Annotated in this window: 19 protein-coding genes and 1 pseudogene; 9 read left to right on the forward strand and 11 right to left on the reverse strand. The window is 62.1% G+C overall.

The annotated features are described in order from the left end of the window. The first annotated feature begins 14 nt into the window (after positions 1-14). Complete coding sequence (soxR, locus tag RHBS_RS00140; protein ID WP_128644481.1) at positions 15-518, forward strand: redox-sensitive transcriptional activator SoxR; 504 nt, start codon at positions 15-17, stop codon at positions 516-518. A 45-nt stretch (positions 519-563) separates the two neighbouring features. Here soxR and RHBS_RS00145 read toward each other — a convergent pair whose 3' ends face one another. From RHBS_RS00145 to RHBS_RS31995, 4 genes and pseudogenes are all read right to left on the reverse strand, one after another. Further along, positions 564-1325, reverse strand: a complete 762-nt coding sequence (locus RHBS_RS00145; RefSeq protein WP_128644482.1) for a class I SAM-dependent methyltransferase — start codon at positions 1323-1325, stop codon at positions 564-566. Between the two features lie 135 nt (positions 1326-1460). Next, positions 1461-1796 (reverse strand): hypothetical protein, encoded by a 336-nt coding sequence (locus tag RHBS_RS00150; RefSeq protein ID WP_128644483.1) that lies wholly within the window; start codon positions 1794-1796, stop codon positions 1461-1463. Between the two features lie 3 nt (positions 1797-1799). After that, positions 1800-2204 (reverse strand): hypothetical protein, encoded by a 405-nt coding sequence (locus RHBS_RS00155; protein ID WP_128644484.1) that lies wholly within the window; start codon positions 2202-2204, stop codon positions 1800-1802. A 53-nt stretch (positions 2205-2257) separates the two neighbouring features. Beyond that, positions 2258-2853, reverse strand: a pseudogene (locus tag RHBS_RS31995) (cysteine hydrolase family protein). A gap of 284 nt (positions 2854-3137) precedes the next feature. On the opposite strand from RHBS_RS31995, the gene RHBS_RS00165 reads away from it, so the two are divergent. Both RHBS_RS00165 and RHBS_RS00170 read left to right on the forward strand, forming a co-directional pair. Next, positions 3138-4472, forward strand: a complete 1335-nt coding sequence (locus tag RHBS_RS00165; RefSeq protein WP_128644485.1) for a glycosyltransferase 87 family protein — start codon at positions 3138-3140, stop codon at positions 4470-4472. A 148-nt stretch (positions 4473-4620) separates the two neighbouring features. Next, positions 4621-5379, forward strand: a complete 759-nt coding sequence (locus RHBS_RS00170; protein WP_128644486.1) for an N-acetyltransferase — start codon at positions 4621-4623, stop codon at positions 5377-5379. A gap of 144 nt (positions 5380-5523) precedes the next feature. Here RHBS_RS00170 and RHBS_RS00175 read toward each other — a convergent pair whose 3' ends face one another. Further along, positions 5524-6276 carry an alpha/beta hydrolase gene (locus RHBS_RS00175; protein ID WP_128644487.1) on the reverse strand — a complete coding sequence of 251 codons (753 nt, stop codon included), beginning with the start codon at positions 6274-6276 and terminating at the stop codon, positions 5524-5526. Between the two features lie 260 nt (positions 6277-6536). On the opposite strand from RHBS_RS00175, the gene RHBS_RS00180 reads away from it, so the two are divergent. Further along, positions 6537-6908 carry a PLD nuclease N-terminal domain-containing protein gene (locus RHBS_RS00180; protein WP_094613338.1) on the forward strand — a complete coding sequence of 124 codons (372 nt, stop codon included), beginning with the start codon at positions 6537-6539 and terminating at the stop codon, positions 6906-6908. Here RHBS_RS00180 and lepB read toward each other — a convergent pair whose 3' ends face one another. The 4 genes from lepB to RHBS_RS00200 form a co-directional block, all read right to left on the reverse strand. Continuing rightward, positions 6909-7646, reverse strand: coding sequence for a signal peptidase I (gene lepB, locus RHBS_RS00185; RefSeq protein ID WP_128644488.1), 738 nt, complete (start codon positions 7644-7646; stop codon positions 6909-6911). It lies immediately after the preceding gene. 386 nt (positions 7647-8032) lie between these two features. After that, entirely contained in the window at positions 8033-9628 is a 1596-nt protein-coding gene (locus tag RHBS_RS00190; protein WP_128644489.1) for an ABC-F family ATP-binding cassette domain-containing protein, read from the reverse strand. A 320-nt stretch (positions 9629-9948) separates the two neighbouring features. Beyond that, positions 9949-10410, reverse strand: a complete 462-nt coding sequence (locus tag RHBS_RS00195) for an SRPBCC domain-containing protein (protein WP_128644490.1) — start codon at positions 10408-10410, stop codon at positions 9949-9951. 131 nt (positions 10411-10541) lie between these two features. Then, positions 10542-10937 (reverse strand): hypothetical protein, encoded by a 396-nt coding sequence (locus RHBS_RS00200; RefSeq protein WP_128644491.1) that lies wholly within the window; start codon positions 10935-10937, stop codon positions 10542-10544. Positions 10938-11075: 138 nt separating this feature from the next. Between RHBS_RS00200 and RHBS_RS00205 the strand changes: the two genes are divergently transcribed. After that, the gene (locus tag RHBS_RS00205; RefSeq protein WP_128644525.1) at positions 11076-11939 is read left to right on the forward strand and encodes a type IV toxin-antitoxin system AbiEi family antitoxin domain-containing protein; all 864 of its coding nucleotides are present in this window, start codon (positions 11076-11078) and stop codon (positions 11937-11939) included. A 22-nt stretch (positions 11940-11961) separates the two neighbouring features. Here the strand turns inward: RHBS_RS00205 and RHBS_RS00210 are convergent, their stop codons facing one another. Further along, positions 11962-12174 (reverse strand): hypothetical protein, encoded by a 213-nt coding sequence (locus tag RHBS_RS00210; RefSeq protein ID WP_128644492.1) that lies wholly within the window; start codon positions 12172-12174, stop codon positions 11962-11964. Between the two features lie 93 nt (positions 12175-12267). Between RHBS_RS00210 and RHBS_RS00215 the strand changes: the two genes are divergently transcribed. Next, on the forward strand, positions 12268-12561 hold the full coding sequence (locus RHBS_RS00215) for a hypothetical protein (protein WP_128644493.1): 294 nt from the start codon (positions 12268-12270) through the stop codon (positions 12559-12561). Between the two features lie 74 nt (positions 12562-12635). Here RHBS_RS00215 and RHBS_RS00220 read toward each other — a convergent pair whose 3' ends face one another. Beyond that, positions 12636-13853 carry a GGDEF domain-containing protein gene (locus RHBS_RS00220; RefSeq protein WP_128644494.1) on the reverse strand — a complete coding sequence of 406 codons (1218 nt, stop codon included), beginning with the start codon at positions 13851-13853 and terminating at the stop codon, positions 12636-12638. A gap of 146 nt (positions 13854-13999) precedes the next feature. Between RHBS_RS00220 and RHBS_RS00225 the strand changes: the two genes are divergently transcribed. Genes RHBS_RS00225 through RHBS_RS00235 form a run of 3 tightly spaced genes read left to right on the forward strand, consistent with a single transcriptional unit; the run spans position 14000 to position 16127 of the window. Next, positions 14000-15190 (forward strand): MFS transporter, encoded by a 1191-nt coding sequence (locus RHBS_RS00225; protein WP_128644495.1) that lies wholly within the window; start codon positions 14000-14002, stop codon positions 15188-15190. 28 nt (positions 15191-15218) lie between these two features. Then, the gene (locus RHBS_RS00230; RefSeq protein ID WP_032396178.1) at positions 15219-15575 is read left to right on the forward strand and encodes a metalloregulator ArsR/SmtB family transcription factor; all 357 of its coding nucleotides are present in this window, start codon (positions 15219-15221) and stop codon (positions 15573-15575) included. A gap of 27 nt (positions 15576-15602) precedes the next feature. After that, on the forward strand, positions 15603-16127 hold the full coding sequence (locus RHBS_RS00235; protein WP_128644496.1) for a copper resistance CopC family protein: 525 nt from the start codon (positions 15603-15605) through the stop codon (positions 16125-16127). The last annotated feature ends 32 nt before the right edge of the window (positions 16128-16159 follow it).

A 16159-nucleotide genomic window follows, 5' to 3' on the forward strand; every position in this document is an offset into this window, starting at 1 on the left:
CGGAGGGGCAGATCATGACACAACTGGATACGGACGCGGTATGGCTCAAGCCAGGCCAGGTCGCAGAACGTGCCGGGGTCGCAGTATCCGCCCTGCACTACTACGAACAGGTTGGATTGATTTCCAGTCGCCGCACGAGCGGAAACCGTCGGGAGTACCGGCGCGACGTGCTGCGGGTTATCGCCTTCATCAGAACAGCTCAGCGTCTCGGCGTGTCCCTGGAGAAGATCAAGGATGCGCTCGACCAACTGCCGGAACAGGCCATACCAGGAAAACGCGATTGGGCGCGTATATCTCGACAGTGGCGCGACGAACTCACTGCTCGCATCGAAGAATTGACGGCGCTGCGAGACAACTTTTCCGACTGCATCGGATGCGGATGCCTGTCGCTGACATCGTGCCCCTACTCGAACCCCAATGACATTCTCGGACAACAAGGTACGGGAGCACGACGCCTCACAGACCGGATGACGCAATCGACGAAACGCACAGGAACCGAAACCTCGCTATTTTCGTGATCGTGATCGTGGAACGATCGACGTGCCACGGACTTCTCGAACAGCTCAGTCGATTTTCTTGGCCTCGATGAGGAATCGAGTCGAGTGTGCAACGAATGGCCCGTCGTTCTCGATTCGTTCGTGCAGTTCGTACAACGAATCGCGATACTGCTCGACGGTGAAGCCAGGCACCATCCAGATCACCTTGCGCAGAAAGTAGATGACGGCACCGACGTCGAAGAACTCGATTCGTAGCGACTCGAATCGGATGTCCACTACGTCGAGCCCAGCGGCCCGAGCATCTGCGCTCTCGTCCTCGTAATGACGCGCGCGCCGAGTAGACGCGGGCTGCGGTCCCAGAAAGTACTCGACGAGTTCGAAGACACTCGAATGGCCAACGTGCTGCGCCAAATAGGTTCCGCCCGTGCGCAAGACGCGGGCGATCTCGTCCCACCACACCGTGGCAGGATGTCTACTCGTCACCAGATCGAAGGCCCCGTCGGCGAAGGGTAGAGGCGGCTCATCGGCGTCTGCCACCACCACAGCTCCGCGCGGATGCAGCAGCGCAGTCGCTTTCGCTACGTTCGGCGGCCACGATTCGGTAGCGACCATCACCGGCGGAAACGACGCCGCTCCCGCCAGCACCTCTCCCCCTCCGGTTTGGATATCGAGTGCCGCCTCGGCGAGTGCGAGCCGCTCGCCCATGAGCCGCTGATATCCCCACGAGGGACGCTGTTCGGACGCGCGACCGCTCAACCATGAGAAGTCCCAGCCATCGACCGACACGGAGTCCGCTTCGGCCACCAGCTTCTCGAACGATCGGGTCATGGGGCACAGCCTGCCAGACTCCAGACGTTCTGTTCCACACATTTTCGCGACGGATGGCGTCGTTCTGCCGCTCGTCACCGGAGCCATTTCGAGCTCCTTCGCGGGTTCGGCAACAAGAGCCACCAATCGACATGGTCACAAGGTCTTGATTTTGGCGAACGGGTAGCAACCGATCACCACGGCGACGAACACATAGGCTGCCAGCCCGGCCAACTCCCACGTCGTTCTTTCGCGCTGGAAGTCGGAGAATATCCAAAGCAACGGAGCCAGCAGCCAAATGGCGGCAGCGACGCCGCAGACGACGAACAGCCTGTTCGCCCGTGCACGCAGGTGTGGGGTGGTCTTCACCCGGTCCGGTACGTCGCTGCCGTAGTAGTCCGGATAGAGAACTTTGCCTCGCAACCCGACTAACGAGCCGAAGCCGAACGCGAAAATTCCCACGATCAGCCCGAGAGCGAGCGCAGTGTTCACGGATCACCGTCCCGCTACGGCTCGGCCCGGCTTGGATAGCGCTCTGTAGTTGCGAATTGTGTTGACGCACAACCACGCAGTGACGATGGGGGCGAAGAATCCGAGTGTCAGGCCCCCACCCATCAGCGAGATCACGACGACTGTGCACCCGATCAGAGTGACACCAATCAAATCGATCTTTCGGCCGATAGACGAACCCGCGGTCGCCACGATTCCGGGAAATCGCGGCGAGTCGACGAGCATCCGTCCCGCCGCGACGCATGCAGCCAGTCCTACAACGACCATGAATGCGAACACAATCGTTTCACCCCAACCGATCTCGGCCCAGTTCAACCGCGGCTCGAACAGCCCGCGAACGAACGCCTGGAGGGTGGGGACCGAAGCAAAGTAGCCCAGGTACAGCAACACGATTGGTCCCGCCAGACCCGCAGCCGTCCGCCCATTCGCCATACCGAACGGTATCAAAGGGCTGGAATGTCGGCAGGCGTTGACACCGAGAGCAGGTCCTCTGTCGTGACAACAGTTGCGAACTCATCGTGCAGGTTCGTCGCGGTGACAGCCGACAAGGTGGCGGCGGGCACGGTCGTTCCGTCAGGCCCGACGCGATCGAAGGTGTGTGTTGCGTCGATGACGAAGTACGTGTCGTATCCGAGGTTCCCGGCCATCCGAGCGGTCGTCTCGCAGCAATGATTTGTCGTGATCCCACAGATGACGACCTGGTCGATGCCCTCGCACCCAGCCAGGCATGAAGATCAGGGGTGCCGTAGAAGCTCGAATTGACTTGTTTGCTGATCAGCAGATCCGGACTTCCTTCGATGACGTCTTTGAACGCGTGCCCGGGACTACTCGGTGACAACGGAGACAAAGGGTTGTCGGAGTCGTGTCGAACGAACACCACCGGCCATGACTCGGACCGCCACAAGCGAACGAGGGCAGCGATATTGCCTTCGCACGACGGGTTGTCCCGCGGACCCCAGAACTCGGCATCGTCGAATCCCGCCTGTACATCGACAACGATCAGAGCGGGCCTTCGAAGGTCGATCTGCGCTGCGCCCATGCGGCCAAGGATACGACGAGGTTCCTACTGCCGAATATCCAACTCGACGGGTTGCACGCCCCCCAGAGCCGCCAATGCCGATTCTGCTGGCGTGAAACGCAACTCGACGAACCATCACAGATACCGGCGGATTGCCTTTTTGGCCGCTGGAAACGAGTCCAAGGTCTGGATGCGGCTCCAGTTCAGGGTCTGCATTCAGGTCGCCGCGCAGACAAGACCATAAAGCGACCAGTCAGTCCGTGTCGAATCCGTTGTTGTAAACGGCACGTTCTATCGTCACATGCATGACGTCGTCCAGCTTCACGCCGCTACGGACCAGAACTGGACAGCGCACGCACGCTGAGCGACGATCGATCACCGGAGACGCACGTGCACAGGTCGTTCCGGGCGCACCGGACTCATCTGCGCACACCACACCGAATCGTTTCGGTCGGTGGTGGCTGGCAGGGTCGGTACTTGCAGCGTGCATCGCGATTGCAGCGCATGCGTTCTTCCTGGGGTGGACGGTTCCGTTCGGTCTCTTCGGCAACGGAATCGACACCATTGTCTACAGGCACGGCGGCGACGTCGTCTTGCAAGGCCAGCCCCTGTACGAGTTCGCGTTGTTCGACATCGGATTGCCTTTCACCTACCCGCCGTTCGCGGCCTTGTTCTTCACCCCGCTGGCATTGCTCACCGTGACGAGTGCCGTGACCGTGCTGCAGATGATCAATGTTCTGCTGGTCTACGCCGCGGTTGTTCTGAGCTGGCGTGCTCTCGGATATCGCAGCGGCGGAATGTATCTCGTCAGCGCACTGATGGCAATTGCGTTCACATGGCTCGAACCGGTACGGATGACCATCTGGCTCGGGCAGATCAATCTGCTGTTGCTCGTGTTGGTTCTGTTCGATCTCAGCCGGGGCGAAAATAGTCGTCTCCGCGGTGCCGGTGTGGGAATTGCCGCGGGCCTCAAGCTGACGCCCGCCTTCTTCGTGCTCTACCTGCTGACTCTCAGACAGTGGCGTGCGGCGTTCACCGCGAGTGCCGCTTTCACGGTCACCGTCGCAGCCGGATTCTTGATCATCCCCTCCGATTCCTGGAAGTTCTGGACCACGACCATGGTCGACTCCGAGCGGATCGGGGCACTGGCATCACCGGCGAACCAGTCGATCCACGGCGCACTGGCGCGGTTGTGGCCGGGCCACACGCCGCCGTTCCTGGTGTGGCTTCTCTGTGCCGCAGCCATCACCGCCCTGGCATTGTGGACAGCTGCACGGGCTCACCGAGCTGGTAAGACGTTGCTGGCGTTGGTGATCTGCGGACTCGCAACGCCGATGGTCTCACCATTTGCGTGGGGACATCACTGGGTGTGGTGCATACCGCTAGCCATTGTCGCCCTCGACTACGCGAATCGACACAGCACGTGGTGGAGCTGGCTGGCACCACTAGCGGCCCCTTTGCCCATGATTGCCTGGTACTTCACCGACTACCGCGGCATCAAGGCAATCGGAATTTTCATGTTCGAGGGGTCCCGTGCCTTCGAGGCTGCCGTTCAATTCACCTACCCAGCGGTATTTCTCGGAACAATTGCCGTCACGCTGATCTGCTCGACGGGTCGGCGCCGTCCCACGACTGCGTGACGATCTCTGCTCACGTTCGGACCGCCCTGGCGAACGCTGATTCGCCCAACCCGCCCGAACCGAAACGCATACCCGAGTAACGTGGGCAATTACGCTGAGCTTCACTTGATATACGTCCTGCGAATAGTGGGTCAGGCACGATGAACAGGTGACCTTCACCGTCTCCGTTCTCGCTGATCGTCCCGATCTCGCAGAACCACTGTGGAACATGCACTCGTCGTGGCCGACGTTCATGACCAAGGATCCGATCGGTTCGATGTATTTCGATCCCGCCATCTTCGAGTTGTTCGCCGACCACGTCCTCGTGTGTCAGGACGACGCAGGAGCCGTGGTCGGCAGGGCCATTTCCATACCGTTCCATTTGCCCGACGCCTCTGTCCTTCCTGCCGACGGCTGGGACGGCGCAATCAGACGCGGCATCTGCACTCGACTCACTGAGAAGTCCGCCAATGTGGTTTCGGCGCTGGAGATTTCCTTGACTTCGAGCACTCAGGGACGAAGCTTGTCGACGACGCTGCTGGTCGCCCTTCGGGACAATGCCCGACGACTGGGCTTCAGCGAACTCTTGGCTCCGCTCCGTCCCAACGGTAGAACCGATCCAGATGAGCCGATCGCGTCGTACATCCACCGCACTCGACCGGACGGCTTGCCGGTCGACCCGTGGCTGCGCGTCCACGTCCGTGCGGGCGGTCGCATCGACAGTGTCGCGCCACGGTCGATGGTCGTGCCGGGAACTCTCGCCGAGTGGCGGGAGTGGACGGGTCTGCCGTTCGACCGATCAGGACCGGTAGATGTGCCGGGTGCATTGGTACCGGTGATCGTCGACCTCGATCGCGGCATTGCCGTGTACACCGAACCGAATGTGTGGGTGCGTCACGCGACGGACCCGCAAGGCGATGCTGAGTAGTTTGAGGTACGAGCTCGCTTCGAGCCGGTCGAAGTACCCGGATGCGAACGGCCCCTGAGTGCCAACAACGTTCTTATATTGGATTCGCTACGTCTCCGCGGGGACGACGGTTCGGCCCCACGGTGAGCTGTGCATTACATTCGCCTACCCGGGCGGTGTTCTCGGAACAATGAGATGCCGATCGAAGAACCGGTTTCCATCGTCGCCCTCGAAGTGTGGGACACCGGTGTGCCCACCTATGTTGGCGTGCAACGTTTTCTCCTGGGACCCGAAGGCGTCGAACAGATCCAACGCCATCTGTCGGTCGTTTCCTTCGTCGTCCCATTGCAGCAGAATCTGTAGTGGAATGGTGGTCTGCCTCGCCTCCTCGAACATACTGCGCGGCAAGAAGCTCCCGGCGTACAGAAGCGCAGCGGCGATGCGTGGTTCGACCACAGCGAGCCGAACACCGATTGCAATCACTCCTCCCGAGTATCCGACGGGGCCACAGATTTCGGGGAGTTCCAGTACGGCGTCCAAGGCGGATTGCCATTCCGGCACTGACTTCTCGACCAGAGGGAGCACGAGCCTATCCACCACATCGTCGGTCACTGGCTCACCGACCGCCACCGCGTGGCGCAGTTCTGCCCGAGCTTTCTCGGCATCCGCCGACCGCGGACGCGCACCGCTTCCGGGTAGTTCGATGGTGGCCGCCGCATAGCCCGCTGCCACTGCGTGACGCGCGCGGGTCGATACCCGCGGATACATCATGTCCAGTCCGCCGGGGTGACCGACGAGAATCAGCGGTGTCGGCTCGGCTGGTGTTTCTGGCGTCCAAAGAATTCCGGGGATGTCTCCGACGGTGAATCTGCGTTCGAGGACGTGGTCGTCGAGGCGGTGTTCGGAAGTGACGTGCATGGTCGTGCCTTTCGGGAGTGCTGTTGAACGGCACTCCCCGGGCGACTTACCGCCCGACCGTGACTCCACTGAGGAGCGCCAATGTCGATGCTGCGTCCACGGGTGTCACCTCCTCGTTTGCGTACGGCCCACCGAAAGCTAGCAGGGGTCGACGCTCTCCGCCACCGAATACGCGTCGAGGCCACAACTGTTGAATTCGCGACAACCTCGCTACGATGCTCGATACATCAGACCGAACGGTCTTGAACATGGAGGATCACATGCCGTATCTCGGTCTGCTGGTGATGTTGCTGTGGGTGTTCTGTCTGATCGACGTGATCACGGCCGACGACGGTGGAGTGCGATTCCTCCCGAAAATCGTGTGGCTGCTGTTGGTGGTGTTTCTCCCGTTGGCCGGCTCGTTGGCATGGTTGTTCGCGGGACGTCCGATAGGTGGCGGAATCTGGGGAGGTTCCGGCGGCGGTAACCGGCGGGCGAGCAATTCTGCGTTTCCGGAGTACGAGACGCGCCCTGGTCGTCAGGCGGCGCAGAATCCCGATGCCGATGCGGAATTTCTTCGGCAGTGCCGAGAGCGCGCGGAGGAGCAGCGTCGACTCGAGCGCGAGCGCCGCAAGCGAGATCTTGGATTCTGATCAGTGTTGCCGAATCGACGGCGACTCGATGGTGCCCCATCGCGACGGCGGCAGCACGATCAGTCGCGCTTTGCCGATGACATCTCCGACGGGGACCGTTCCGCCCAGTTCGTCTTTGCGGTGAGCTCTGGAATCGGCTGAACCGCTGCGGTTGTCGCCCATCACCCAGAGACTTCCGGTGGGCACGGTCACCGGCCCGAAGCAGCGTCCGGATTGGGGCGTGGTCTCGCAGGTGAGCGTGTTCTCGACGAACGGGAAGTCCATGACGACGTATGGCTCGTCGAGTGGCTGACCATCCACCTCGACGCGACCTTCCGCATCGCAGCACTGCACGGTTTGCCCACCGGTGGCGATGACGCGTTTGACGAGGTCGTTCTCGTCGGGCGCAACCAGTCCAACCCAGGAACCGGCGTCTTGTAGCGCCTTCGCTATCGGGTTGGTCGACCGCCCGGAGCTGTACCCGACATTCCACGACGAGGTTGGTGCACGGAACACCACCACATCACCCGGCTCCGGGTCACCGAAGCGAAAGGTCATCTTGTCCACAATGATCCGATCGCCCGTGCATCCCGCGCACCCATGCAGCGTCGGTTCCATGGACTCGGACGGTATGAAGTACACGCGACCGACGAACGTCTGCAGAGAAACGCTCAACACCAGCGCAACGACGACGAGGACGGTGATCTCGCGAAGCCAGGACGGGACTCTGCGTCGCTGCGGATCGCGTGCCGTTGTCATCCTGGCAGCCTAGAGCCAGACAGTTGCGTAACGTACTGAGCATGTTGTTTCTGGGCCTTGTGGTGGCTGTCCTCAGCGCGACGATGATGACCGTCGCGACGAGACAACTGTCGAGCGTCAACGAGGGCCACCATCTCCCGATGATCATCGGTAGATTCGCGGTCCGTTCCCCGTTCGCAGCCACAGCGCTTCGAGTAGGAGCTCAGACTGCAGCTCTCGTCGCTGCGCTGATCGTCATGAATGCGACGTGGGATTACACCGCTCCCTGGCCTTCGATCATTCTCACCACTACAACTCTCGTTGCGCCAGTTGCAATTCCAGTCATAGTCATAACCTTGACGCACAATCGACACTTGCCGGCCCCGGGACGGTGACCATCCACAACATCAACCGCACTCGAGGTCAAGAGTTTCCCAGGAATTTGTGTCTCGCAGCATCTGTCGATCGTGTGTGGAGACCACCACCGCGGCATCGGTCGCGTCGAGGGCCTGGGTCAATTCGTCCACCAGCGCGATGGACAGGTGATTGGTCGGCTCGTCGAGCAGCAGAACGCTCGGCCGGCTGGCGAGAGCCAGTGCGAGGTCGAGGCGACGATGTTGCCCCATCGACAGTTCACCGATCCGCTTGTTCATCTCTCGTGACCGCAGCAGGCCGAGCGAAGACAACGAGACCGTCCCGTCGAAGCGCGATCGAAAGTACTCTCCCGCTCGGCTTTCGGGCGGTAGTGCCGATTCCTGACGCAGCAGAACGACTCGCGCGTCGTGCGCTGCACGCACCTGACCGGTCGTCGGGTTCTCGTGTCCCGCGAGCACGGAGAGGAGTGTGGACTTCCCGGATCCGTTCGGCCCCGTCACCACCTGCTTGACGCCTGCCGACAGGGTCAGCGATACAGGCACACCCAGTCGCCCCTCCACCATCACATGTTCGGCAACCAACAACGTTCCCCGCCTTGCAACGATCCTCGGAAACCGTAGTTGCTGAGGTGGTTCCGGAACAGGGAGCAGCTGAGATTCCAGGTCCTCTTGCCTGCGGTGCACGTTTCGTACGAGACCGCCTGCACGCGTGGCTCGTTGATGCTTGTTCGTACCTTTGCTCGGCCTCCATCTGCTGACCAGCTTGTTCTGTGCTTTGCTCAGATCCTCGCGGAGCTTGACGGTCATCGCCAACTGCTGTTCGTACTCCTGCTCCCACGCGATCCGCTCGGCAGCGCGACCGGCCCGATAGCTGGCATAGCCGTCACCGTAGACGCGTGGGCGACCGTCCGGAGTCGGATCGAGATCCAGAATGTGTTGCGCTACATCGGACACAAGAGCTCGGTCGTGACTGACCACTACGACGCCACCGGCCCGATCTCGAAGCCGTCCGGTCAGATAGTCCAGGCCGGCTCGGTCGAGGTGATTGGTCGGTTCGTCGAGGAGCAGAAAGTCGTGATCTCCGCCGAGCAAACAGGCGAGTCGCACTCGGTAACGTTGTCCAACAGACAGTGTGGAAAGAACTCGGCATCTGTCGGTCACTGCTCCGAGTCCGTCGAGCGCAATGTCCAGTCGCCGCTCGGCGTCCCACGCGTCGAGAGCCTCGACGCGCTCCAACGCTGATGTGTACCTCTGTTCGGCTTCTGCTCCGCCAGAGGCCAATTCGTTCGATGCCGAGTCCAGCTTCGCCAACGCCGATATCGACTCGGCGATGGATTCGCGAAGGACCTCTCCGACAGTGCGTTCGTCCGTGGTGGCCATCTCTTGCTCGGCAACACCGAGGGTCCCGACACGTGACACGGTTCCCGAGTCGGGCGTCAACCGTCCGGCCAGGACGTGAAGGAGGGTGGACTTTCCGCGTCCGTTCTCGCCCACGATTGCCCACCGAGATACGGGTGTCACAGCGATGTCGACACCGGTCAATACCGGTGAGCCACCGAAAGCGACTGCGATGTCGGAGGCGATGAGTTGCGCGTCGGCGCGCGCAGGGATAGTTGCAGAATATGCCATGAGATCTCCGAAAAATAAGCGCAGCAACATAACTGCGCGTGAGTGACGGACGGACCGGGTAGGTCCGGAATCAACGGCACGGTCGAACGCGGGTAGTTCCACACGTTCGACTCGACCGATGAAGACCGTCACTCGAAGATCAAATGCATGCCGGCACGGTAGCAAGCCGAGTCGGCGGTCCGCCATCGGTTTTTCGTCAGCTGCTGGCGGCCTAGGCAAGCATCGGTCCATACTGTTCCGGTGAAGAGCCGGATTCGGGGCAATCACCCTGGTTGTCTTCGGCTGCGCCTGCGCACCCGTCGAAGTGGCCGAACAGTGGGCTATGACTGAGGTCGAGCCAGGACGTCGGGCAATTTGGTCGATAGGACTTGATTCCACCCTCGCGCAAATGCGTTGCGTGCCATGACCTGCCGCTTGTCTTCAACATCGAAACCACTGTGTGTCAACAGCAGCCGAGTACCACGCCCATGTGAATGGACCTCCCAACTCGAGAACCATCGCACGGGGCGAGCCGAGCGCAGGTCCATCCAGCTCCAGGTCATGGCTCTGTCGGGAGTAGCCGCCAACACTTCACACGCAATTTCGGCGGACGAACTCGACGGAACGGACAACAGGAAATGAGAACCGACGATGGCACCCATGTACCCGGTCGACGGCATCAACCACCGCTCGAGCGCTGCCGGATCGGTGATCGCGTTCCAGACAGCCTCCGGTTGCTGGGCGTAAAAACTGCCCACTTCGACGCGTGATAGATCCGGCTCGAAATCGAACTCCGGGCTCACTCGCTACTCCGCATCCTCGGGTTCCTCCGAGACTTCCATCCGTATCCGCCCTTGTTGCGTACGACCCGACACGACGACCGCACGCCTACCAAGGCATGACAGTAGTCCGACCGACCGCAAGCGTCTGACGTTCAAGCGGTGGGCCCCAGCTTCGCTGGATCCGCAGGCGCGAGAAAGTACGCGAATGCATAGCTCACCGATGTCAGTGTTGCGAGCATTATCAACGACTCCGGGTGCAGAGAAGGAGTTCCCGATGCCGCCTCGGCCCAGGCGAGCAGTCCCCCAACCACCAGCAACACGGCCGCTGCCGAACACAGCGCGAATCGATGTCTCCACCGGTTGCGAGTGCGCGGCGGCCAGAACACAGCAGTCCGCGCTGCGTAATGCCCACCTGCGACAGCGACGAGGCCGACGATCAGCCCGACCACTGCGCCGATCACAGCAGGGAGGGTCAGGTCCCACCACCGACCGTTGGCACTCGACCAGATGAGCGCCGCAGCCGTGCACGCACCACTGGCCGCTGCCACGCACAGCTCTTTGGCGACCCAATCCATGCAGATGACTCAAACACACAGAATCCGGTGCAGCCAACCGCGCTGAGCGCGGTCCAGTGCACCCGATTCGCTCCGCGGAACCGCTCCGGCGCAGTGAACGTCCAAGTGGACATGCTCGATGAATGGTTGGCGCAGCACGACGGCGTGATCACTCGCGCGCAGGCGGGGTTCTGCGGCCTGAGCGGCGATGCTGTGGACCGCTTGGTGCGCGCGGGTGCGTGGCGAACGATTCACCGCGCTGTGTACTTCGTAGTCGACCGCCCGTTCACTGCGGACGCGCGCATTCGGTGCGCGGTGTGGGGTGCGGGACAGAACGCTGTGCTCAGCGGGGAAGCCGCGGCCTTCTGGCATCGGGTGATAGCCGAGATGCCGAACATCATCGAGGTCACCACCCCGCGCAAGGGGCGCAGCCGCGCCGAGGGATGCCGGCTCCGTCGCCGCGATATCCACAGCAAGGACATCGTCGAGCGCCGCGGGCTTCAGGTCACGTCTCTCGACCTCACCGTTCTCGAAGCCTCGATCGGCAAGGCGCACATCATGGATCGGGCACTTCAGCGACACACCGACCTCGGGCGGTTGCAGAAAGCCCATGCGCGAAACCCCGGTCGCACCGGTGCTCCCGAAGCGAAGCGGCTACTGAAGATCGCAGCGAATGGTGCCCGCTCCGAGGGAGAGCGACTCTTGATCGGAGAGTTCCGGGCCCGCAAGATCAGCGGCTGGGTGGTCAACTATCGATGGGGCGAATACGAACTCGACATCGCGTTCCTCGCCGAGATGGTCGCCATCGAAATCGACGGCTGGGCATTTCACTCCGATCACGATGCATTCCAACGGGATCGGACCAGGCAGAACGGCATGACTCATAGCTGGACGATCCTTCGCTACACCTGGATCGACCTGACCGAAGACATGGATCGCGTAATCGTCGAAATTGTCGCCACTCTCGATCGAATCCGGTGCAGCCAGCCGCGCTGAGCGCGGTCAGCTGCACCCGATTTCATGGCCGCGGGGACCGGGGCGGACTGTACGACCCGTCGAGTCGACCCTTGATGCGTCGGATCGCCTTCCATCCCGCGGGCGTCACCGCGGTGCTGATGATCGCGCCGAACATGATGCCCTGCAGCAGTGCCGACCACTGGCCGGGACTGTCTCCGAACAGAGGCCATTTGTACAGAATTGCAAGGACCGCGAGGAACACCAGAGCACGCATACCTGCACCCTCCCACGACATCGTCAGCGCCGCGAACTATCCGGTACCGTGGAGAAAACGGGCAAAGTGGATCACACCAGGCCGGAGGCCGAGATGCAGAAGCCATTTCGCAAGTGGGTCATGACCGGGGCTCTGAGCAAGAAATGCGGCGCAACCCGAGCCGATTACATCAATGCATTGGCTCTTGCCCCCGCAGTCGGTATCGGCTTCCTTCTGATCCAGTTGATAGTCGACTCGGGTTCGACGGCTCTCGACACTGCGGCAGGGTGTCTGGGCGGTGCCATCACCGGTTTCCTGTACCTCTACATCGCGTATCGAGTCGATGCACGCAAGAACCGCGGGCCTATCCCTGCGCCGCCGCTGGGTGCTCGGCCGACACGGCTCTGAAATGCGCCCTGCTCCAGCGGATCAACGCGACTCTGTTGCATTCTGACCGACTGAAGCCCACATTGATCCCGATCTCAGGCGCGCTTCGAGGAATACATTCGTTCGTCTGCGATGCGGAGAAGGTTGTCGGGGCTGGTGGTCGGCTCCCAGCTCCATCCGACGCTCACTGTCACCTGGATTGCGGTGCCGGCGATGTCGTACGGCCCGGCGAGTAGGCCGACGACTCGTTCGGCCAATCGCTCGACTCCTTCGAGTGAGCGGGCACTGCGCAGCAGGACGACGAATTCGTCTCCTCCGATGCGGCAGGCGACGTCGTCCGAGCGGACATTGTCGAGGATGCGCCGACCGATTCCCTGCAGCACGGTGTCCCCCACGGCATGGCCGAATCGGTCGTTGATGGACTTGAAGCCGTCGACGTCCACGAAGAGTATTCCGACGGGGCGGTCGCCTGCCGACTCCCTGAGCGAGTGCAGTTCGGCCATCAATCGTCGACGATTCGCCAGGCCGGTCAAGTCGTCGATCAGCACTTGTCGTTCGAGGTCGGCTTCGGCTGTTTTTCGTGCGGTGATGTCCTGGATCTGCGCGATGATCACGTCGCCGGCTTCGCTGTCGCGTACCAGCGTGGCGTTGCGCTGCACCCAGATGGTTGCACCGTCCTTGCGGACGTACCGCTTCTCCGACGCGACGGTGGTCAGGGTTCCTTCTGCCAACGCGCGAAGGTGTTCGTCCGCGATGGGGATGTCGTCGGGATGAGTGAGGTCGCGAAAGGTTTTCTGCTGCAACTCTTCCGCGGTGTATCCCAATAGTTCGCAGAGGGCCTTGTTCACCTGCAACCAGCGTCCGCCGACTGTCAGAACGGCTTTGCCGATCGGGGCGTTCTCCATCGCGATCTGGAACAGCCGGATCGCTCGGTCGCGTTGCCGTTCCACTTCGGCGCGGGCGCTGATATCGACCACCAATTCGGTGAATCCGACGACGGTGTCGTCGACGATGTCGGGAACGTAGGTGGCCTGCGTGACGCGCACCGCGCCGCGGACATCGATGAGTGTGCGGTCGAACTGTTGCTGTTCACCGGCGAGCGCCGCGGTTATGTAGGGCGAGTTCAACCCGTACAGAGTTTCGCCGAACAGTTCGCTGATGTGCATGCCGAGCATTCGTGACGGCTCGATGCCGTAGTAGTCGGCGTAGACCCGATTGGCGAAAACGTTCTGCTGCGAGCGATCCCAGTATCCGATCATCGAGGGCAACTGATTGATGGCTCGGCACGCACTCTCCACAAATGCGTCGGCCATGAACCACCCCCGGATGCTCGATTGTGTCCCGAATGTACCGAAAAATACCGGTTCACGTGCGGCTGGTTGCGTGAACCGGGGGCAGAGAACCAATACCCGAAAATATTATGAGTGCGCACTTGCGCACATGTGTGTATGTTGAAGCCATGCTGCTCGACATTCCCGCGTTCCGACGCCTCTTCACCGCGCAGGTCGTCGCGTTGCTGGGCACCGGACTGTTGACGGTGGCGCTGGGGCTGCTCGCCTACGACATCGCAGGCAGTGCCGCCGGCGCAGTGCTCGGCACCGCCCTCGCGATCAAGATGATCGCGTATGTGTTTGTCGCTCCGATTGTTTCGTCACTGACCAGCACGCTGCCGCGCCGGCTCGTACTCGTCACCGCGGACGTCGTCAGGGCGCTCACCGCGCTGGCATTGCCCTTCGTCGATCAGGTGTGGCAGGTCTACGTACTCATCTTCGTTCTGCAGGCCGCGTCGGCCACCTTCACTCCCACCTTCCAGGCCGTCATTCCGTCCGTGGTGCCCGACGCGCAGCAGTACACCCGCGCGTTGACGCTCTCGCGACTCGCCTACGACCTCGAATCTCTGGTCAGTCCGCTCATCGCCGCAGCCCTGTTGACGGTCATCGGCTTCCACACGCTGTTCGTCGGCACAGCTCTGGGGTTCGTCGTCTCCGCGGCGATGGTGCTCGGCACCGCACTACCGAGACACCTCGCAACGAAGACCCAAAGACCCACCACGGGCATCGCGACCTTCGTCAGAAATCCCGAACTACAGGGACTGCTCGCGTTGAACACGGTGGTCGCGGCAGCGACGGCTCTCGTGGTGGTCAACTCCGTGGTCTATGTCCGCGATCTGTTCGGCGGATCGAGCAGTCAGCTGGCCATCGCTCTCGGCGTCTACGGTGCCGGGTCGATGGTGGCGGCACTGTTCATCCCGCGAGCGCTCAGATCCACGAAAGATCACACCGTCATGCTCACCGGGGCGGCAGTGGCCGTGACCGGAACTGCGGCAGCGACACTGGTGGCGACCATGCACGGAGGGTCGGCCGCCTGGGTTGCGTTGGCTACGACGTGGGCGCTGTTGGGCGTCGGGACGTCGATGATCAACACGCCGTCGGCGAGGATTCTGCGTCGTGAATCCGACGAGAGCACCCGAACGTCCATCTTCACGGCACAGTTCTCTCTGTCGCACGCGGCGTTTCTGCTCACCTATCCGATAGCGGGATGGGTCGGGGCCCGGTTCGGACTGTTCGCCGCGGCGATGGTGCTCACGGGCTTGGCTACACTTGCGCACTGTCCGCAGCACGCCTGTGGAGTCGCTCCCGAATGTCGGTGATCGCCTCCGCGTAGGGAGACGACGTTCGATGCCACCGAAGAAGGAACCGCGCATCAGTCTCGACCATGCCGTCGAACCGGACTCGGCACGCCTGGCCACGGCCAGCGACACTTTTCGGATGCTCTCCGACCCCACCCGACTGCACATCCTCTGGCTACTCGACCGAGGCCCCGCGGACGTCAGCGCACTGACCACAGCCACCGGAACCTCCCGCACCGCCGTCAGTCAGCATCTGGCCAAGCTCCGGTTCACCGGACTCGTCGAGACCCGACGCGACGGCCGCAACGTCATCTACCGCCTGGCCGACGGTCACCTCGCCCGCCTAGTGCGTGAGGGCCTCAACTTCGCCGACCACAAGGTCACCGGCGAGCCCCCGCACGAATAACCCTGCACCACAACAAGAAAGCACCCGATGAAACGCCTCGCCGTGATCGCAGCCGCCATTCTCACCGCGACGGCACTGTCGATCGCCCCAGCAGCTGCGCATGCAACTCTGCAGTCCAGCGACCCTGCCGAGAACTCCGTGCTCGACGCCGCGCCGGACGAGGTGACCCTGACGTTCAACCAGTCCGTCTCACAGAACTTCGCCACCGTCACCGTCGTCGATTCCGACGGAATGGATTGGGCCGCATCGGAACCGGCGGTCGACGGCAGCACGGTGACCGTCGATCTGGACGGTCTCGGCGCGGCGGGCGAGTACACCATCGGCTACCGAGTGGTCTCCGCCGACGGGCATCCGATCACCGGCAGCATTCCGTTCCAAGTCACCTCATCGTCCCCGACGTCGACAACACCCACAGCGCCGGCCACAACCGAAACAACCCCAACCGCCGTGGAAGAGACCGACAGCGGATTCCCACTCTGGCCCATCGGGGCGGCGGTGGCCGTGGTCGCCGCAGCGGGTGTTCTGTTCGCGCTTCGTAAACGCAGCAACTGACGTCATCATCCGATATGGACGTGAGACCATGC

The organism is Rhodococcus sp. BS-15 (genome assembly GCF_000813105.1).
GTDB lineage: Bacteria > Actinomycetota > Actinomycetes > Mycobacteriales > Mycobacteriaceae > Rhodococcoides.